This is a genomic window from Escherichia sp. KTE159, from assembly GCF_000408805.1.
Classification (GTDB): Bacteria; Pseudomonadota; Gammaproteobacteria; order Enterobacterales; family Enterobacteriaceae; genus Escherichia; species Escherichia marmotae.
Genome location: NZ_KE137292.1, coordinates 3,016,423 through 3,034,797, shown reverse-complemented (window position 1 = coordinate 3,034,797; position 18,375 = coordinate 3,016,423). Strand labels below are relative to the sequence as shown.

The following is an 18,375-nucleotide window of genomic DNA, read 5'->3' as shown; positions in this document are numbered from 1 at the left end:
TTTTTTACGCAATGCTCAATATTAAATCGGCAATACGGACGACACAATGAAACAACACCAATCGGCGGATAATTCTCAAGGTCAGCTCTACATTGTACCGACGCCAATCGGCAATCTGGCAGATATCACCCAGCGTGCGCTGGAGGTATTGCAGGCCGTTGATCTGATTGCCGCCGAGGATACGCGTCATACCGGTTTACTGCTGCAACATTTTGGGATTAACGCCCGATTGTTCGCCTTGCACGACCATAACGAACAACAGAAAGCAGAAACACTGCTGGCGAAACTGCAAGAGGGGCAAAACATTGCGCTGGTGTCCGATGCCGGAACGCCGCTGATTAACGACCCTGGCTACCATCTGGTGCGCACCTGCCGTGAAGCGGATATTCGCGTGGTGCCGCTACCGGGGCCGTGTGCTGCCATTACAGCATTAAGCGCCGCGGGTTTGCCATCAGATCGTTTTTGTTATGAAGGTTTCCTGCCTGCTAAATCAAAAGGTCGCCGTGATGCGCTAAAAGCCATTGAAACGGAACCGCGCACGCTGATTTTTTATGAATCCACCCACCGTCTGTTAGACAGCCTGGAAGATATTGTCGCGGTGCTGGGCGAATCGCGCTACGTAGTGCTGGCTCGCGAACTGACCAAAACCTGGGAAAACATTCACGGCGCGCCCGTAGGCGAACTGCTGGCGTGGGTAAAAGAAGATGAAAATCGCCGCAAAGGTGAAATGGTGCTGATTGTCGAAGGGCATAAAGCACAGGAGGATGATTTGCCCGCCGATGCGCTGCGCACGCTGGCGCTGTTGCAGGCAGAACTGCCGCTGAAAAAAGCGGCGGCGCTGGCAGCAGAAATTCACGGCGTGAAGAAAAACGCGCTGTATAAGTATGCGCTGGAGCAGCAAGGGGAGTGATATATCTCCGTGGCCCCGTTTGAAGAACCCAGGGGCCACTTGCTTTTGCCTGGCTTAGGGGGATGTTAACGATGACGCATCCCATCAATCAAACATGTGAAATGGTTATGTAGCCATAAAAACGAAGCGGGGATAGTGGTGGAGACTGTGGCTGTGAGAAAACGTTCTGTCGCATCCTGCTTTCCTTCGCCAGTCACCAGTAGCAAAACTTCGCGGGCATTGAGAATATCCTTCAAGCCTAAGGTGATCCCCCGGGTCACGGGGTGACCAGCGGTTTTTAACATCTCATGTTGCTGGGTTTTCACATCAAGTTGGCTGATATGGCAGGCCGGTTGCAGGCTTTCTCCCGGTTCGTTCAGTCCCAGATGACCGTTTTTCCCCAATCCGAGAACGCACAAATCGAGACCACCTTTGCGCGCAATTAAATCCGTTACCCGCTCGCACTCTGTCTCGTTTATCCCTTCGGAACGAAAGCTGATGAGCTGGTCTTTACGTAACCCCAGCGGCTGCACGATATGTTGCTGAAGGAAGGTTTCGCAGGTGCCGGGCGCGGTTAATGGCAGATCTACCCATTCGTCGAGCTTCACGAAGGTCAGTTGGCTGGCATCAACGTGCTGCTGGTGGATTTTTTCCACCAGATAACTGTAGGTAAGCACGGGGGTTGCGCCGGTCGCGAGGCAGATGACTGCATTGGGGGTGTTGCGGATTAACGTCAGCAAATGTTCGCTGGCGTGTTCACTGAGCGCAGTGTAGTCATCGAAGTGCTGTAAGGTTTGCATGAGGAGAAATTCCTTGTGTAGAGAGGCACCGTCAGGCGCGATGCGAAGACCGATGACAAACGCTAAATTGCCTGATGTGCTACGCTTATCAGGCCTACGTGATCTCTGCAATATATTGAATTTGTGTGCTTTTGTAGGCCGGACAAGGCGTTCACGCCGCATCCGGCATGAACAAAGCGCACTTTGTCAACAATCTGAGGCACCGTCAGGCGCAGTGCCTCATTCCATTTACAAAATACCGAATGCGGAACAAACGATGGAAAGCACGAACGTGACGGCGATTAACAGCACCGGATGCGCTTTTTTCACCCGTAATAAGTAATACATCAACAGGGTGTAAGCCATCGGTAAAATATTCGGGAAGACTTTATCGAAGAAATCCTGTTGCAGCGCGACGCTGTGAGTACTGTCGATAGCAAACGACGTCACGACGTTAATATGTACATACGAAGCGATCAGCCCGCCGATTACCGTGATCCCGAGGATAGTTGCCGAACGGGCGATCATCTGCGAGTTCTCTCGCACTTTATCAATCGCCTTCACACCGACCGAATAACCAACGTGAGTCCAGCCAACGCGCAGGAAAAAGATAAGCAGGTAAACGGCGAAAAACAGAATCGGCCCCAACAGGTTTCCCTGGCTGGCAAACGATGAGCAAATCCCCGCCATAATCGGCAATAAGGTAAACCAGAAAATCGCATCGCCAATCCCGGCGATTGGGCCAAACAGCGCCACTTTGAGGCCTTTAATGGTGTCGCGATTTTCCCCTTTCTCTTCCATCGAAATGAGTAATCCCATCAGGAATCCGACCAGATTCGGGTGGGTGTTAATAAATTCGAGGTTATCTTTCATCGCCGCGCTTAAGCCCGGTTTGTCGTCCTTATAAATCTTTTTCAGGATCGGCAACATCGCCCAGGTAAATCCCCCCGCCTGCATCCTTTCGTAGTTAAAGCTCGCTTGCAGCAGCGATGAACGAAAGCCCAGACGGGTGATATCTTTTTTACTGATTTCAGATCCCATTGCTGTAGTCCTCTTCTTCATTTTTACTGGCAACGGGCTGCGGTTGCGCTTGCTGCCGGGATTTCGCATTGAAAAATTCATACACCGCAAAACCTGCCCCCAGTACGGCGACCGGTAACAGGTTGCTGACCTGGATGTAGCAAACAAACAGGAAACCGGCGATCAGGTAAGGGATGTATTGCGCTTTGAACATCACGCGCAGCAGCAGACCAAAACCAACGGCAGGTAAAATACCGCCGGCCACTTCAAAACCATGAGTCAACCAGGCTGGCATCGCCTTTACCAGCGCCTGCATCGCGCCTTGCGCCAGGTAGGTACAAAGAAACGCAATCACTGCATATGAAGAGGCAACAATCAGCATCGTTATCCAGTTAAGTCGGGAAAACGCGGCCGTATCCGCCTCTTTCGCGCATTTATCCGCTTTGGTCATAAATAATGAGAAAGCGGAATAGAAAAACAGAATGACGTACTGCATTAACAAACTAAACGGCAGGCCAAGACCAATTGCCGTTTTGGCATCCACCCCCGTAGACCACGCAATGACGGTAGTCATCAGACCCGCCATGATAGGGTTGGGCGGTTGAACACCACCGGCAGGGGTTAATCCGGCGAACGCCAGTTCTGTCAGACCACCGGTAATTAAGCCGGTCTGAATATCACCGAGTATTGCTCCAGTAAGGGTACAAACGATTATCGGACGGAATAAAAACAAGGCTTCCAGCCAAAAATCAATCCCCAGAACGAAAACTAATGCCGCCAGGGATAGCCCCTGAATTAGGGTTATTTCATGCATTTTTATTACCTCAAACCAATATTAAGGCGATTTTAGATTTAGTCAGGTATTTGTTCTTTTTGATCACCGGGGACGTCCTGAATAAAAACATTCACGCCGCGTTGCTTAATAAAACGTAAATCAGCGAGATCCTGAAAATCGACATAAACTTTACTGCTGATTTGCTTTTTCCCTTCCGAGAAATGCATATTGCCGACGTTAACGTCTTTCAGTTATATTCCCCCTTCCACCAATTTACGTACTGTTTGCGGTGTACGGCAAATCAGGAATATCTTCTGATGTGGTGCAGCTTTGCCGATGACGTTAATGGTTTTTTCGACAGTAAAGAAACGAATGCCAAAACCGTAAGTTTCCGCGGTAATGCCCATTAATTTCTGTTGAATATCATCATTAGCGACAACATCATCCACGACCACCAGCAAATTTGCGCCGATGGTGGATGTCCAGGTAACGCCAACCTGGCCATGAACCAGACGATTATCAATACGGGTTAAGAGAATATTTGGACTGCTCATTTTTAATCCTCACCATAAAAGTTGAATAATATAATTTATTTAAATATATTACTGTTGCGATATTATATTGGTGTATTTATTAAATTTTAATAATCTCCTTTGCCATTAAGGCACTACCCGATATTAACCGGGCAGCACACTCAAATAAATCGTAAAAAAATCAATAATTACGCGGAAATTCTATTTTCTGAACCACAGACATTAATTTTGTTTCTGACAACTTCTTTCATTGCATCCATGCCGACGCGCATATAATAACGAGGATCATTACCTTGCGGATTTTCCGCAAACCAGGCTTTTACTGCGCCAGCGAAGGCTATTTTTAATTCCGTGGCAACGTTCACTTTTGTGACGCCAAGTTCAATAGTGCGACGGACAAATTCATCCGGGACATCGCTGGCACCATGCAGCACCAGTGGAATATCCACCACTTCACGAATTTCCGCCAGTCGCTGGAAATCAATCTTCGGCGTTTTGCTGTATAACCCGTGCGCCGTACCAATCGCCACCGCCAGGCTGTCGACGCCCGTTAGTTCGACAAAGCGTTTAGCTTCTTGTGGGTCGGTAAGGAACGCGCTTTCGGCGTCAACGCTCATATCATCTTCCACACCGCCCAGGCGGCCCAGTTCCGCTTCCACGCTGCAATCCTGCGAGTGGCAGAAGTCGACAACCGATTTCACCAGCTTCACGTTCTCGACAAACGGGAAGTGACTGCCGTCGATCATCGCACTGCGCACGCCGGCGTGGACTTTACGGCGAATATCATCCAGCGATTCGTGGTGGTCGAGATGCAGCGCCAGCGGCATGTTGTAGGTCGTGGAATAGGCGCTACACAGGGCGTAGATCTCTTCCAGGGCGATATGTTTAAAGGTGCCCGGCGTCCCGGCGAGGATCACCGGCGATCGCATTTCACTACATACTTCGAGGATCGCCTGGATCGTCTCGGCGTTATGAATGTTAAAGGCAGGCACTGCGTAACCATTGGCCAGGGCATCCTGTAACAGATATTTGGTGGAGATAATGCTCATAATGCGATCCTCTTATGCCTGCCACGGATGAATAATGACACCTTGCACCACACGGTTAACGGTGCCGCTGGCTGATGGGGTATCCGGCGTATTGCCCATATGCAGCGACTGCATCAGTGCAAACGTCTGAGCGTATATCAGGAAGCAAAATGCCTGCTCAACGTCGATAAAGTGACGGGACGGCGGCAGGATGATATGCGGACCCGCAGTGATAATGTCGTTGCTTTCAGAGGCGATGGCGATCACGCGCATTGCCTGGTTATCGCGGCGTAATTCTGCCAGCAGATCAAGATCATACTGACGGGTATAAGGGTGGCTGGAGACAAACACCACCACCAGCGTTTCGTCATTGACCAGCGATTTCGGGCCATGACGGAATCCGGTTGGGGAATCATAAAAGGCCGCCAGCTTACCCGCAGTCAGTTCCAGTACCTTCAACGCCGACTCGCGTGCCGCGCCTTGTAAGCCACCGCTGCCGAGATAAACGATCCGTTTCCACGGCGCGTAACCAAACACACCTTCGCTGAAATCGCCCAGCGAGGTCAGGATTACCTGGCAACGATCCGCCACGTCACGGAAGGTCTGGCTGTTGATCGTCTCTGGCGCGAAAACCGCGAGGCAACTGGCCATCATGGTGGTAATGCTGCTGGTCATCGCAAAGCCGCGATCGTGCGTTTCTGCTGGCATCAGCAGGGCAAACGCGTTGTCTCTGTTAATCGCGTTTTGATAGAGATCGCCCGCTTCGTTACAAGTGATCGGCAAGTGGTAGCACTCCGGCACAAACTGATTCGCCAGTTCCACGGCAGCGACGCTTTCCGGGCTGTTGCCGGAACGACCGAAGGAGATCAGCAGCAGAGGATGAGCTGGATTCAGGTAATCCATTGGATTAGTGACCAGATCGGTGGTCGGTACGGCGCTGAAGTTTTTTCCAGTCTGGCTGGCGAGCCATGGCGCGATGATGTCACCGATAAATGCCGAGGTTCCGGCTCCGGTCAGGATGATCCGCAGATCCTCTTTGCGCAGTAACGGTTCAAGGAAGTTATCGAGCGCAGAACGTAACGTGTCGATGTTGGTGAGCGAACGGATCCATGCGCGAGGCTGATGGCGGATCTCTTCTTCAGTCCATGTGCCGGTGGTTGCAGCAGCAGGGGTATAATTTTCTGGCATAACGCAATCCTTAGTCTGATGAACTTGACTTCAGGCGGGTAGCTTTCGCTTGCCTTTCGTTTCATTTCACTTGGTTATTTTTTTCGTTGATTAAAATTTATAGAAAAGAAACTGAAAGTTCAATGGTGAAAAAAGAAATAAAACGAAATTTGTGATCGTTGAAAGAAAAGATAAGGGAAGTGAAAGGGATTGCATGATGGTGTAAATATCAGCAATGATTGCCGGATGCGGCGTAAACGCCTTATCCGCCTGGCTGTCACCAGCCGTAGGTCGGATAAGACATCCGACATTTACGCCGCAACGACGCTCCGTAGGTCGGATAAGACGCGTCAGCGTCGCATCCGACACCGGTGCAAAGGTCAAAACAAAAGAAAGACCTTGCGGGGGGAAGTGAAAGCCAGAAAAGAAACGAAAGTGTAAAACGTCACCCACTGTCTTTTACTAACAGCGGCGGGGCGCTTACCTTATATCCCTTCCTCGACCGGACATTCTTCATGGCAGCGATCCAGCTCGTCCACCAGACTGGTCAGCCCACGGTGTCCGCACTCCAACGCCTGCACGCGAAACTCTTCGCTACTTAACCCTTCACGTTCCAGCACCATCTCCAGTAACAGTTGCAAATTGGTGCCGGTGATCACTTCACAGCCCGGTTTTTGCATCGCCAGCGTTGAAGCCACGCGAAACGGCGTGCCGCCGAGCAAATCCGTCAGAAAAACAATGCCGTCTTCACAATCCAGTTGGGCGATGGCTTCTTCAAGCTGCGATGTAAGCAGCGCGGTGCTTGAGGTTTCCGGAAAATCGATGGCGATAAACTGCGATTGCTCACCGAGAATTTGTTTCATCGCTTTTTCCATGCCGCTGGCAAATCCGCCATGCCCTGTCAAAATAATACTTAACATCTATTACCTCATTGTATTTAAAGGAAATGGCAAAATTTACCGACGATGCCGAGAACCACCGTGATTGCAATCAGGCGCAACGGACTCCAGCCGCGACGTACCAGCCAGAACATGGTCAGGGTATAGACCAGCGGTAAGAAGGCAGGCATCAGTTTGTCGATAACGTCAGCCTGCAACTTAACCACTGCGTCGCCCGCCGTGATTTCCAGAGTGGTGCTTAAACGGACATAGGTTGCAACCAGCGCGCCGATTACCGTCATCCCGACGATAGACGCCGCATGGCCGACTTTTTTGGTATTCGCTTTAATCAGCGGGATCGCCGCGACGCCCATGCGATAAGCGTAATGCGCAAGGCCAAAACGCAGACCGAGATGCACCACGTTGAACAGAACAATAAATACGACAGCGCCGAGAATAGATCCTTGCAACGCCAGACTGGCACCAATCCCGCCACAAATTGGTAGCAACGTCAGCCAGAACATCGCATCGCCAATCCCGCCCAGCGGCGCACCGACAGCAATCTTGGTGCTCTGAATACTGTTAACGTCCTGCTTGGAACGCTCCATCGCGAGGATAATGCCAATAACAAACGTCACCAGAAACGGGTGAGTATTGAAGAAACCCATATGCCCTTTCATGGCGCGCGCCAGGTCGCGTTTATTGGTGTGGATCTTTTTCAGTGCAGGTAACAGACCGTACAGCCAACCGGAAGCCTGCATACGTTCGTAGTTGAAAGAAGCCTGTAACAGCATGGAACGCCATGCGACGCGATTGATATCTTTTTTCGTTAGCTCTGCGCCAATGCTCTGATCTTCATATACGTTTTCATTGACGCCGTTCAGCAGTGTTTCTTCATTTTCGCTGACGTTCGGCAGGGTCGTTTGATTAGATGCCATCTTCAAATTCCTCTTTCTGTGCCGCAGGTTGAGTCGGTTCAGGAGATTTACGCAGCAGGTCGATCAGCGCCATCGCCAGCGCGGCGGCGGCAATAGCCAACACCGGTAACTTGAGCCAGGCGGCGGCAACGAACCCCAGGATGAAGTAAGGGATATAGACGTTTTTCATCATGATTTTCAGTAGTACGGCAAAACCGATTGCTGGCATGATGCCGCCCGCGACGCCGAGGCCGTCGATTAACCGTTGCGGCAGGACATCAATGATGGTTTTGGCATGTTCCGCACCGAAGTAAATTGGCAGGAAAGCGCAGAGAAAATAGAAGGTGCCGAGCGCCAGTAGCGCCAGATAGTTTACGCGCTCAATACCGCGCGTATCGGCATTCTCCGCCATTCGGTCGCAGCGGGACATCACACCAGACATCACCGAGAACAGGAAGGTAATCCCCATTTGTACCGCGACCGCGAAAGGTACGGCGACGCCGACCGCGACATCCGGTTTCACGCCGGTAGTGATGGCAAATGCCGTGCCGACGATAGTGCCGATAATCACGTTAGGTGGCTGTGCGCCCGCCAGTGGAGCCAGCCCCATCCACACCAGTTCCAGTGTACCGCCAGTTAAAATACCGGTATGCAGATCGCCAAGTACCAGCCCGACCAACGGCCCGAGAACCACCGGGCGGTGAATATGGGTTAAGCCGTTAAACATATCCAGGCCAGCGATAAAGGCGATAATGCCCAACGCGAATGCCTGCAACAGACTGATTTCCATGATGAATCCCTCAAAGTAATTTAAAGAGGTCCACAGCGGGTTCTGTCGGGACGCCCTGAACGAAGCATTCCACCCCTGCGGATTTCAGGTCGTTAAATGCCGCGATATCGCCCGCATCCACAGAAACCGTTTTGGCGATTTGCTGTTTGCCATTGGCGTAGTGCATATTGCCAACGTTAATGCGGTTAACCGGAACGCCACCTTTAACCAGCGTCAGGAAATCGGCTGGTGTTTTACAAACCAGCAAGATTTTCTGCCGATCAGCAGCGCGGTGGATGTTGTCGATCACTTTTTGTAGTGCCCAGAAACGCACGGCGATCCCTTCTGCCAGCACCATTTCCATCAGGTTTTGTTGTACCGGATCTTCGGCAACCTCATCATTGGCTACCAGAACCAGATTTGCCCCCGCAAATCCAACCCACTGAACGCCGACCTGACCGTGAATCAAGCGTTCATCAATCCGGCTTAAAACAATATTTGGCATAGCGTGTTCCTCGTTTTTGTTATGGCTTACTGGCCTTCACAGGCAGCGTGGTACTGCGCCAGGATGTCCTGAATATGGTTAATAATGAGTGCCCGTGGCGTTGGCTGTAGCTCGCCGGAGCGAACTTTTACGTATTGCAGCGGCAGGTACTGGCTGATGAGTGGCTGCGGAATTGGCGCATCTGCCAGGTTGCGGACCAGGTGGGCGAAAGCATCATCAATCTGCCGGTCTGGCCAGTAATAACGCACGCGATCCGAGTAACTGTAGCCGCGTGCCAGACGACGCGCGTTCCTGTCCCCGTGGTAATGGCTTTGCCAGTATTCCGGACGGTCGAGCATCACGTTTTCCAGTACCTGACGCAGACCAGAACAGGCTTTTGCTGGCACCAGTTCTTCTTCGATAGCCGCCAGAGAAAACAGGGCTTCACGTAGGGCGAAGGTCAGCGCCGGGCCAACTTTCAGAATGGCAAAGTGGTCAATGACCAACTGGCGCAGCGATTGCGGTGTTTGATAATCGGTAGAATGAGCTTCGAAAATCAGTGTTTCGTAGTTTTCGACCATCTGACTTAAGGCGATCGCTTTTGCAGGCTGATAATCAATAACGTTGGTGTGATCGAATTCGACGCCGGGTTGTACCACCAGCGCAATAATACGTGGCCAGATGGCATTCAGACCTTGCTTTTCAAAAGCATGACGATGGGCTTCCAGCGTGGTGCGGGCGGCATCCGGTGTAGTCACTGCCAGTTCGCTTAAGGTTTCATGTGCGCCGCCAGGAACCGGAACTTCAGTTCCAATGACATACACCAGATCGGCCTCGCCAAAGTGTTCACGGCAGGTTTCTTCCGCCACTTTCGCCAGGCGAGCGGCGCGTTCAGCAACGATGTCATCGGTTAAGGGGATCGGATCGCCCTGACAGGACATGCTGCAATCAAGGTGAATTTTTTTGAATCCCGCCGTGACGTAGCTTTTTATCAAATCATCGGCATTAGCCATCGCCTGGGTTGCGGGCAGGTTTTGCCAGCGGTTAGGTCCCAGATGATCGCCACCGAGAATTAGCATGTCTTGTGGGAAATTCAGCGAGTCGGCAAGCTGGCAAACAAAGCCGCGAAAATCGGCAGGCGTCATTCCGGTATAACCGCCGAACTGATCCACCTGATTGGACGTTGCTTCAATCAGTAGTGGCGTTTGGTTTGAGAAGGCGTAGCGGATGGCAGCTTCCAGCACCAGCGGATGTGCGGAACAAACGGCATAAATCCCATTTGTTTTGCCCCCTTTGTGCTGCCTCACCATTTCTGTCAGATGTTTCACTTTCCTCTCCAGTTTAGATTACTGCAACCTTGATCTTTCGTTTTGTTTCAATTGATACTGCGTCATGGTGAGATAAAAATAAAACGAAAGATAATAGTTTTCTGATCTGATTCACAAAAGAAACATAATGAAAGCTTCTGAAACGAGGGGCGCTTGCGTCAATGGGCAATGTGGGCTTGCATTTGGTTAATAGAAAGGCGTTAATAAGCAAAACGAAATGAAACGAAAGTTTTACGAAAGGACTTACTATGAGTAATACCGACGCTTCAGGCGAGAAGCGAGTAACAGGCACCAGTGAGAGACGAGAACAGATCATTCAGCGCCTGCGGCAGCAAGGAAGTGTGCAAGTTAATGATCTATCGGCATTGTACGGCGTTTCTACGGTGACGATCCGTAACGATCTGGCATTTCTGGAAAAGCAGGGGATCGCCGTGCGTGCTTATGGTGGCGCGTTGATCTGCGATAGCACGACACCGTCAGTCGAACCTTCGGTGGAAGATAAAAGTGCGCTCAACACTGCGATGAAACGCAGCGTTGCGAAAGCTGCTGTTGAGCTGATTAAGCCTGGCCATCGCGTGATCCTCGACTCCGGAACCACAACCTTTGAGATTGCCCGTCTGATGCGCAAGCATACTGACGTGATTGCGATGACCAACGGTATGAACGTGGCTAATGCTTTGCTGGAAGCTGAGGGCGTTGAGCTACTGATGACCGGCGGGCATTTGCGCCGTCAGTCACAATCTTTTTATGGCGATCAGGCTGAACAATCGCTGCAAAATTACCACTTCGACATGCTGTTTCTCGGTGTAGATGCTATCGATCTGGAGCGCGGCGTCAGTACGCACAATGAAGATGAAGCCCGTTTGAACCGCCGGATGTGCGAAGTTGCGGAACGGATCATCGTGGTCACTGATTCCAGTAAGTTCAATCGCTCCAGTTTACATAAGATCATTGATACCCAGCGGATCGATATGATCATTGTCGATGAAGGCATTCCTGCGGATAGTCTGGAAGGGCTACGAAAGGCCGGGGTTGAGGTGATTCTGGTCGGGGAGAATGCGTCTTCGCTATGACTTACTATGCCCGATAAACGTGTGCCATCGGGCATAATACAAATTGAGTTATCAAGTCACCGGTGCCGGGTTAAACACCGCCAGTTGGTTATGCAGTCCCCATTGGTCTGAGAAGGTTTTCTTCTTCCCGCTGGCAACGTCGAGAATAAAGTGGAACAGTTTCCAGCCCACCTCTTCAATCGTCTCTTCGCCGGTGGCGATGGTGCCCGCATTAATATCCATCAAATCAAACCAACGGTTCGCCAGTTCAGTGCGGGTTGCCATTTTAATGACCGGCACTGCCATCAGGCCGTAAGGTGTGCCGCGACCGGTCGTAAATACTTGAACGGTAATTCCTGAAGCCACCTGTTGGGTGCCACAGACAAAGTCGCTGGCTGGCGTCGCGGCGTAAATTAATCCACGTTTGGTCGGACGCTGCCCTGGCGACAGCACTTCTACAATCGCGCTTTTACCTGATTTGGCAATGGAGCCGAGAGCCTTCTCCACGACGTTTGCCAGACCGCCTTTTTTGTTTCCCGGCGAAGGGTTGGCGCTGCGGTCGGTTTTCCCCATATTGAGATAGTTGTCGTACCATTCCATCTCTTCCAGCAGACGCTTACCGACCTCTTCGTTAACGGCGCGCGGCGTCAGCAGATGAATGGCGTCGCGTACTTCCGTCACTTCCGAGAACATCACCGTTGCACCACAACGCACCAGCAGATCAGACGCATAGCCAACCGCCGGATTGGCTGTCACGCCAGAAAACGCATCGCTGCCGCCGCACTGCATACCAACAACCAGTTCTGAAGCCGGGCAGGTTTCTCGCTGACGTTGATTCAGCTTGTGCAGATGGCGTTCGGCAACCTGCAAAATATCCTCAACCATTGACTGAAAACCGACATGCTTTTCATCCTGCAAGCTGACAATACTGGCGCTTTCCAGTGGAATAGCCTGCACATCGTCCGTACCGACCAGCAGGCGCTCTGGTTGCAATTTCTCGCATCCGAGGCCAATCACCATCACCTCGCCGCCAAAGTTTGGGTTCAGCGAAATGTTGTGAATGGTTCGAATAGGCACCACCGCCGCTGGGGCATTAATCGCCACGCCACAGCCGTACAGGTGATTCAGCCCCACCACACCATCGACGTTCGGGTATTTCGGCAGCAGGTCGCGCTCAATAATTTTCACCACGTAATCGACGACGCCAGCCACACAATGCACGCTGGTCGTGATGCCGAGCAGGTTCTTGGTGCCCACACTGCCATCGGCATTGCGATAGCCTTCAAAGGTATAACCTTCCAGCGGAGGTAAAGGTTCCGGCACTTTGGTTGCCAGAGGCAAAGTATGTAAGGGGGGCGCTTCAGGCAGAACCACCATCGATTCATCGATCCAGCTTCCACGTGGGATGGCGCGCATGGCGTAACCAATCACTTCGCCATAACGAATAATTTCGCCATCAGCAGGAATGTCGATCAATGCGACTTTATGCCCCTGGGGAATATGCTCAATTAATTCCAGGCCGTCCGGAAAACGCGTTCCTGCTTTCAGGCCATTATCATTAACAATAATTGCCACATTATCTGTGTCATGAACTTTTATATAAAACGCAGTCGGCGTTTCTTGTCTTATTTCGATATTGGCCATTGTTCAATATTCTCCAGCCAGGGGGATATAAAAATGAGCATTAGATCTCATTTAAAAATAAATAACTTCATTAGGTGAAATAAGAATGTCAGGAGTTTAACGGTAGAAATGTGATCAATGTCAATCATTTCAGGGATTGCGACGCTACCCGGCAAGGCAAAGCGTAAATCTGTGCTTTAGCGCGCAATGTTATGTGCATATGCTCAAAATAATATTTAAATTACATTATTTAAGTTCGCATTTGCACAATGATTATTATTACCCCGCTGCTTATACTAATTCACGAGGCCATTGTCATAACTATATGAATGGAACTCATAAATAATACCTTCCCAATAATAAAAATCAACATAAGTACCCGAGGTAAATAAAATGATTCTGGACACCATTGAAGAAAAAAAGAAAAGCGTGCATACCCGCTATTTAATATTATTTATTATTTTTATTGTGACAGCCGTTAACTATGCCGACCGTGCAACGCTGTCGATTGCCGGTACTGAAGTAGCAAAAGAACTGCAATTAAGCACGGTTTCGATGGGGTACATTTTCTCCGCTTTTGGCTGGGCCTATCTGCTAATGCAAATCCCTGGCGGCTGGCTGCTGGATAAGTTTGGATCGAAGAAAGTTTACACTTACAGCCTCTTTTTCTGGTCGCTGTTTACCTTCCTGCAAGGCTTTGTCGATATGTTCCCTATTGCCTGGGCAGGGATCTCCATGTTCTTCATGCGCTTTATGTTGGGCTTCTCGGAAGCGCCGTCATTCCCGGCGAACGCCCGTATTGTTGCCGCCTGGTTCCCGACTAAAGAACGTGGAACAGCTTCCGCCATCTTTAACTCGGCGCAATATTTCTCGCTGGCGCTCTTTTCGCCGCTGCTTGGCTGGCTGACTTTCGCCTGGGGCTGGGAGCACGTCTTTACCGTTATGGGGGGGATTGGTTTTGTACTAACGGCGCTGTGGATTAAGTTGATTCATAACCCGACAGACCATCCGCGCATGTCTGCGGAAGAGTTGAAGTTTATCTCCGAAAATGGTGCGGTGGTCGATATGGATCACAAAAAGCCAGGCGGTGCGACAGCAAGCGGTCCTAAGCTGCATTACATCAAGCAATTGCTCTCTAACCGCATGATGCTGGGGGTATTTTTCGGGCAATATTTTATCAACACCATCACCTGGTTCTTCCTCACCTGGTTCCCGATTTATCTGGTACAGGAAAAGGGGATGTCGATTCTGAAAGTCGGCCTGGTTGCGTCGATTCCGGCATTGTGTGGATTTGCTGGCGGCGTGCTTGGGGGTGTCTTCTCGGATTATCTGATCAAACGCGGTTTGTCACTGACTCTGGCACGTAAGCTACCAATTGTGCTGGGAATGTTGCTGGCTTCCACCATCATCTTATGTAACTACACCAACAACACCACGCTAGTGGTCATGCTGATGGCGTTAGCCTTCTTTGGCAAAGGATTTGGCGCACTGGGCTGGCCGGTGGTTTCCGATACCGCACCGAAAGAGATTGTTGGCCTCTGCGGTGGCGTCTTTAACGTCTTTGGCAATGTCGCCTCCATTGTCACTCCACTGGTGATTGGTTACCTGGTTAGTGAACTGCATTCCTTCAATGCGGCGCTGGTATTTGTGGGATGTTCGGCGCTGATGGCAATGGTCTGCTACCTCTTCGTGGTTGGTGACATTAAACGTATGGAATTGCAGAAATAAGCAAAGGTATAAGCGATGAATAACGATATTTTCCCCAATAAGTTCAAAGCCGCGTTGGCTGCGAAACAGGTACAGATTGGCTGCTGGTCAGCACTTTCTAACCCGATCAGCACTGAAGTTCTTGGTTTGGCTGGCTTTGACTGGCTGGTGCTGGATGGTGAACATGCGCCAAACGATATTTCCACGTTCATCCCGCAGTTGATGGCGTTGAAAGGTAGCGCCAGTGCGCCAGTAGTGAGGGTGCCGACCAACGAACCGGTGATTATTAAGCGCCTGTTAGATATCGGTTTTTACAACTTCCTGATCCCCTTTGTCGAAACGGAAGAAGACGCGGTACAGGCGGTAGCATCAACGCGTTATCCACCAGAAGGTATTCGCGGCGTCTCCGTTTCTCATCGCGCCAATATGTTTGGCACCGTACCGGACTATTTCGCCCGGTCGAATAAGAACATCGCCATTCTGGCGCAAATCGAAAGCCAGCAGGGCGTCGATAACGTTGACGCCATCGCTGCGACCGAAGGCGTTGATGGCATTTTCGTTGGCCCCAGCGATTTGGCGGCGGCATTAGGTCATCTCGGCAATGCGTCACATCCGGAGGTACAAAAAGCGATTCAACATATTTTCAACCGCGCCAGCGCTTACGGTAAACCCAGTGGCATCCTCGCGCCAGTTGAAGCCGATGCACGCCGTTATCTGGAATGGGGTGCCACATTTGTCGCTGTCGGCAGCGACCTCGGTATTTTCCGCTCCGCCACGCAGAAACTGGCAGATGCCTTTAAAAAATAACGACCACCGCAACAAGAGAGATAATTGATATGACTATGAAAGTTGGTTTTATTGGCCTGGGTATTATGGGTAAACCAATGAGTAAAAACCTTCTGAAAGCAGGTTACTCGCTGGTGGTTTCTGACCGTAATCCAGAAGCTATCGCTGACGTGATTACCGCAGGCGCAGAAACCGCGTCTACGGCTAAAGCCATCGCTGAACAGTGCGATGTCATCATTACCATGCTGCCAAACTCTCCGCACGTGAAAGAGGTGGCGCTGGGGGAAAATGGCATCATTGAAGGTGCAAAACCAGGGACGGTATTAATCGATATGAGTTCAATCGCTCCGCTGGCAAGCCGTGAAATCAGCGAAGCACTGAAAGCGAAAGGTATTGATATGCTGGACGCCCCGGTGAGCGGCGGTGAACCGAAAGCCATCGATGGCACCCTGTCAGTGATGGTGGGTGGCGACAAAGCTATTTTCGACAAATACTATGACTTGATGAAAGCGATGGCGGGATCCGTTGTATATACCGGAGAAATCGGTGCAGGCAACGTCACCAAACTGGCAAACCAGGTCATTGTAGCGCTGAATATTGCGGCGATGTCAGAAGCGTTAACGCTGGCAACCAAAGCGGGCGTTAATCCTGATCTGGTTTATCAGGCGATTCGTGGTGGGCTGGCGGGAAGTACTGTACTCGATGCAAAAGCGCCGATGGTGATGGACAGGAATTTCAAGCCGGGCTTCCGTATCGATCTGCATATTAAGGATCTGGCAAATGCGCTGGATACCTCCCATGACGTTGGTGCGCAATTGCCGCTGACCGCAGTGGTCATGGAGATGATGCAGGCGCTGCGTGCCGATGGGCTGGGAACAGCAGACCACAGCGCTCTGGCGTGCTACTACGAAAAACTGGCGAAAGTCGAAGTCACTCGCGAGTGACTTCGTGCCCGGATGGCGTGGTGCAATCCGGGCTGGGAGCCAGGCCGAATAAGAGAAACGCCCTCCGGCGTCATGTGGTAACAGGCAAAGATATGAAAATCGTAATCGCCCCAGATTCTTACAAAGAAAGTTTATCTGCCAGCGAGGTTGCGCAGGCGATAGAAAAGGGATTTCGGGAAATTTTTCCTGATGCACACTATGTTTCTGTTCCCGTTGCTGATGGCGGTGAAGGAACGGTGGAAGCGATGATTGCTGCCACTCAGGGGACCGAACGTCAAGCCTGGGTTACGGGGCCGCTGGGTGAGAAGGTGAATGCCTGTTGGGGGATCTCTGGCGACGGTAAAACCGCGTTTATTGAAATGGCGGCGGCCAGTGGGCTGGCGTTGGTTCCAGCGGAAAAGCGTGATCCGTTGGTGACCACTTCTCGTGGTACGGGTGAGTTAATCTTGCAGGCGCTGGAGAGTGGCGCAACCACTATTATTATCGGCATTGGCGGCAGTGCTACCAATGATGGCGGCGCGGGAATGGTGCAGGCGCTGGGAGCGAAGTTAAGCGATGCCAGTGGTAATGAAATCGGCTTTGGTGGCGGCAGCCTCAATACCCTGAATACCATTGATATCTCTGGCCTTGATCCACGCTTAAAGGATTGTACGATTCGCGTCGCCTGCGATGTCACCAATCCGCTGGTGGGCGACAGCGGCGCGTCACGTATCTTTGGCCCGCAGAAAGGGGCTAATGAAGCCACGATTGTTGAGCTGGACAAGAATCTCTCTCACTATGCTGATGTCATCAAAAAATCGCTGTATGTTGATGTGAAAGACGTCCCCGGATCTGGTGCTGCGGGCGGTATGGGGGCGGCGCTAATGGCGTTTCTTGGTGCAGAGCTAAAGAGCGGCATTGAGATTGTGACTACGGCGTTGAATCTGGAAGAACATATTCACGATTGTACGTTGGTGATCACCGGAGAAGGGCGCATTGATAGCCAGAGTATCCACGGCAAAGTACCGATTGGCGTAGCGAACGTCGCGAAGAAATACCATAAACCGGTAATTGGTATTGCAGGGAGTCTGACGAAGGATGTCGGCGTTGTGCATCAGCACGGCATCGATGCCGTATTCAGCGTGTTGAACAGCATTGTTACCCTGGATGAAGCTTTCAGCGGGGCTTATGACAATATTTACCGCGCTTCACGCAATATCGCCGCCACACTGGCGATTGGAATGCGCAGTGCGGGGTGACAAGGGCGTGCAAACCCTCTATACTTCGCGCCGAAGCTGACCAGACAGTCGCCGCTTCGTCGTCGTCCTCTTCGGGGGAGACGGGCGGAGGGGAGGAAAGTCCGGGCTCCATAGGGCAGGGTGCCAGGTAACGCCTGGGGGGGAAACCCACGACCAGTGCAACAGAGAGCAAACCGCCGATGGCCCACGCAAGTGGGATCAGGTAAGGGTGAAAGGGTGCGGTAAGAGCGCACCGCGCGGCTGGTAACAGTCCGTGGCACGGTAAACTCCACCCGGAGCAAGGCCAAATAGGGGTTCATAAGGTACGGCCCGTACTGAACCCGGGTAGGCTGCTTGAGCCAGTGAGCGATTGCTGGCCTAGATGAATGACTGTCCACGACAGAACCCGGCTTATCGGTCAGTTTCACCTGATTTAACAAAGCCCGTCAGTGCAAGCTGGCGGGTTTTTTCTTTTTGGG

At 51.4% G+C, this 18,375-nt stretch carries 18 protein-coding genes, 1 other RNA gene and 1 pseudogene; 7 read left to right on the top strand and 13 right to left on the bottom strand.

Going from position 1 to position 18,375, the window contains the following annotated elements; translation table 11 throughout:
• Positions 1 to 46: 46 nt before the first annotated feature.
• Positions 47 to 910: a 16S rRNA (cytidine(1402)-2'-O)-methyltransferase gene (gene rsmI / locus A31E_RS07370; protein WP_000809251.1), complete on the top strand. Its 864-nt coding sequence runs from the start codon at positions 47 to 49 to the stop codon at positions 908 to 910.
• 65 nt (positions 911 to 975) lie between these two features.
• Here rsmI and A31E_RS07375 read toward each other — a convergent pair whose 3' ends face one another.
• The 12 genes and pseudogenes from A31E_RS07375 to kbaZ all read right to left on the bottom strand — a co-directional run bounded on the left by A31E_RS07375 (position 976) and on the right by kbaZ (position 10,567).
• A complete protein-coding gene (locus A31E_RS07375; protein WP_016249239.1) occupies positions 976 to 1,689 on the bottom strand; it encodes a galactosamine-6-phosphate isomerase in 714 nt (237 codons plus the stop codon).
• A gap of 228 nt (positions 1,690 to 1,917) precedes the next feature.
• On the bottom strand, positions 1,918 to 2,709 hold the full coding sequence (gene agaD / locus A31E_RS07380) for a PTS galactosamine transporter subunit IID (protein WP_000534352.1): 792 nt from the start codon (positions 2,707 to 2,709) through the stop codon (positions 1,918 to 1,920).
• Positions 2,699 to 3,502, bottom strand: a complete 804-nt coding sequence (agaC, locus tag A31E_RS07385; RefSeq protein ID WP_000544465.1) for a PTS galactosamine transporter subunit IIC — start codon at positions 3,500 to 3,502, stop codon at positions 2,699 to 2,701. The genes agaD and agaC overlap by 11 nt, the downstream gene beginning before the upstream one ends.
• Positions 3,503 to 3,540: 38 nt before the next feature.
• Positions 3,541 to 4,017, bottom strand: a pseudogene (gene agaB / locus A31E_RS0123005) (PTS galactosamine transporter subunit IIB).
• A gap of 167 nt (positions 4,018 to 4,184) precedes the next feature.
• A complete protein-coding gene (gene kbaY, locus A31E_RS07390) occupies positions 4,185 to 5,045 on the bottom strand; it encodes a tagatose-bisphosphate aldolase subunit KbaY (protein ID WP_001517149.1) in 861 nt (286 codons plus the stop codon).
• Positions 5,046 to 5,057: 12 nt separating this feature from the next.
• A complete protein-coding gene (locus A31E_RS07395; RefSeq protein WP_016249237.1) occupies positions 5,058 to 6,212 on the bottom strand; it encodes an AgaS family sugar isomerase in 1,155 nt (384 codons plus the stop codon).
• A gap of 90 nt (positions 6,213 to 6,302) precedes the next feature.
• Positions 6,303 to 6,644 (bottom strand): hypothetical protein, encoded by a 342-nt coding sequence (locus tag A31E_RS25835; protein ID WP_126511440.1) that lies wholly within the window; start codon positions 6,642 to 6,644, stop codon positions 6,303 to 6,305.
• A 32-nt stretch (positions 6,645 to 6,676) separates the two neighbouring features.
• Complete coding sequence (gene agaF / locus A31E_RS07400; RefSeq protein WP_000948828.1) at positions 6,677 to 7,111, bottom strand: PTS galactosamine/N-acetylgalactosamine transporter subunit IIA; 435 nt, start codon at positions 7,109 to 7,111, stop codon at positions 6,677 to 6,679.
• Positions 7,112 to 7,128: 17 nt separating this feature from the next.
• Complete coding sequence (agaE, locus tag A31E_RS07405) at positions 7,129 to 8,007, bottom strand: PTS N-acetylgalactosamine transporter subunit IID (RefSeq protein ID WP_016249236.1); 879 nt, start codon at positions 8,005 to 8,007, stop codon at positions 7,129 to 7,131.
• Entirely contained in the window at positions 7,997 to 8,776 is a 780-nt protein-coding gene (gene agaW / locus A31E_RS07410) for a PTS N-acetylgalactosamine transporter subunit IIC (protein WP_000406200.1), read from the bottom strand. Before agaW ends, agaE begins: the two co-directional genes overlap by 11 nt.
• A 10-nt stretch (positions 8,777 to 8,786) precedes the next feature.
• Positions 8,787 to 9,260, bottom strand: a complete 474-nt coding sequence (gene agaV, locus A31E_RS07415) for a PTS N-acetylgalactosamine transporter subunit IIB (RefSeq protein WP_016249235.1) — start codon at positions 9,258 to 9,260, stop codon at positions 8,787 to 8,789.
• A 26-nt stretch (positions 9,261 to 9,286) separates the two neighbouring features.
• Positions 9,287 to 10,567: a tagatose-bisphosphate aldolase subunit KbaZ gene (gene kbaZ / locus A31E_RS07420; protein ID WP_000681963.1), complete on the bottom strand. Its 1,281-nt coding sequence runs from the start codon at positions 10,565 to 10,567 to the stop codon at positions 9,287 to 9,289.
• A gap of 248 nt (positions 10,568 to 10,815) precedes the next feature.
• Between kbaZ and agaR the strand changes: the two genes are divergently transcribed.
• The gene (gene agaR, locus A31E_RS07425) at positions 10,816 to 11,640 is read left to right on the top strand and encodes an aga operon transcriptional regulator AgaR (protein WP_000072182.1); all 825 of its coding nucleotides are present in this window, start codon (positions 10,816 to 10,818) and stop codon (positions 11,638 to 11,640) included.
• Between the two features lie 51 nt (positions 11,641 to 11,691).
• On the opposite strand, the gene garD is transcribed toward agaR, so the two are convergent.
• Positions 11,692 to 13,263 carry a galactarate dehydratase gene (gene garD / locus A31E_RS07430; protein ID WP_001273732.1) on the bottom strand — a complete coding sequence of 524 codons (1,572 nt, stop codon included), beginning with the start codon at positions 13,261 to 13,263 and terminating at the stop codon, positions 11,692 to 11,694.
• 372 nt (positions 13,264 to 13,635) lie between these two features.
• On the opposite strand from garD, the gene garP reads away from it, so the two are divergent.
• The 5 genes from garP to rnpB all read left to right on the top strand — a co-directional run bounded on the left by garP (position 13,636) and on the right by rnpB (position 18,326).
• Complete coding sequence (gene garP, locus A31E_RS07435) at positions 13,636 to 14,970, top strand: galactarate/glucarate/glycerate transporter GarP (protein WP_000599621.1); 1,335 nt, start codon at positions 13,636 to 13,638, stop codon at positions 14,968 to 14,970.
• 15 nt (positions 14,971 to 14,985) lie between these two features.
• A complete protein-coding gene (garL, locus tag A31E_RS07440; RefSeq protein WP_001058055.1) occupies positions 14,986 to 15,756 on the top strand; it encodes a 2-dehydro-3-deoxyglucarate aldolase in 771 nt (256 codons plus the stop codon).
• Positions 15,757 to 15,785: 29 nt separating this feature from the next.
• On the top strand, positions 15,786 to 16,679 hold the full coding sequence (gene garR / locus A31E_RS07445) for a 2-hydroxy-3-oxopropionate reductase (protein ID WP_000178109.1): 894 nt from the start codon (positions 15,786 to 15,788) through the stop codon (positions 16,677 to 16,679).
• 92 nt (positions 16,680 to 16,771) lie between these two features.
• Positions 16,772 to 17,917 (top strand): glycerate 2-kinase, encoded by a 1,146-nt coding sequence (gene garK, locus A31E_RS07450; RefSeq protein ID WP_016249234.1) that lies wholly within the window; start codon positions 16,772 to 16,774, stop codon positions 17,915 to 17,917.
• Positions 17,918 to 17,949: 32 nt separating this feature from the next.
• Positions 17,950 to 18,326: RNase P RNA component class A (gene rnpB, locus A31E_RS24570), an RNA gene on the top strand.
• Positions 18,327 to 18,375 lie beyond the last annotated feature (49 nt).

Bases quoted from the DNA above. Each gene is read 5' to 3' on its own strand.
- rsmI (WP_000809251.1), top strand. From the start codon at position 47: ATGAAACAACACCAATCGGCGGATAATTCTCAAGGTCAGCTCTACATT.
- A31E_RS07375 (WP_016249239.1), bottom strand. From the start codon at position 1,689: ATGCAAACCTTACAGCACTTCGATGACTACACTGCGCTCAGTGAACAC.
- agaD (WP_000534352.1), bottom strand. From the start codon at position 2,709: ATGGGATCTGAAATCAGTAAAAAAGATATCACCCGTCTGGGCTTTCGT.
- agaC (WP_000544465.1), bottom strand. From the start codon at position 3,502: ATGCATGAAATAACCCTAATTCAGGGGCTATCCCTGGCGGCATTAGTT.
- kbaY (WP_001517149.1), bottom strand. From the start codon at position 5,045: ATGAGCATTATCTCCACCAAATATCTGTTACAGGATGCCCTGGCCAAT.
- A31E_RS07395 (WP_016249237.1), bottom strand. From the start codon at position 6,212: ATGCCAGAAAATTATACCCCTGCTGCTGCAACCACCGGCACATGGACT.
- agaF (WP_000948828.1), bottom strand. From the start codon at position 7,111: ATGTTAAGTATTATTTTGACAGGGCATGGCGGATTTGCCAGCGGCATG.
- agaE (WP_016249236.1), bottom strand. From the start codon at position 8,007: ATGGCATCTAATCAAACGACCCTGCCGAACGTCAGCGAAAATGAAGAA.
- agaW (WP_000406200.1), bottom strand. From the start codon at position 8,776: ATGGAAATCAGTCTGTTGCAGGCATTCGCGTTGGGCATTATCGCCTTT.
- agaV (WP_016249235.1), bottom strand. From the start codon at position 9,260: ATGCCAAATATTGTTTTAAGCCGGATTGATGAACGCTTGATTCACGGT.
- agaR (WP_000072182.1), top strand. From the start codon at position 10,816: ATGAGTAATACCGACGCTTCAGGCGAGAAGCGAGTAACAGGCACCAGT.
- garD (WP_001273732.1), bottom strand. From the start codon at position 13,263: ATGGCCAATATCGAAATAAGACAAGAAACGCCGACTGCGTTTTATATA.
- garP (WP_000599621.1), top strand. From the start codon at position 13,636: ATGATTCTGGACACCATTGAAGAAAAAAAGAAAAGCGTGCATACCCGC.
- garL (WP_001058055.1), top strand. From the start codon at position 14,986: ATGAATAACGATATTTTCCCCAATAAGTTCAAAGCCGCGTTGGCTGCG.
- garR (WP_000178109.1), top strand. From the start codon at position 15,786: ATGACTATGAAAGTTGGTTTTATTGGCCTGGGTATTATGGGTAAACCA.
- garK (WP_016249234.1), top strand. From the start codon at position 16,772: ATGAAAATCGTAATCGCCCCAGATTCTTACAAAGAAAGTTTATCTGCC.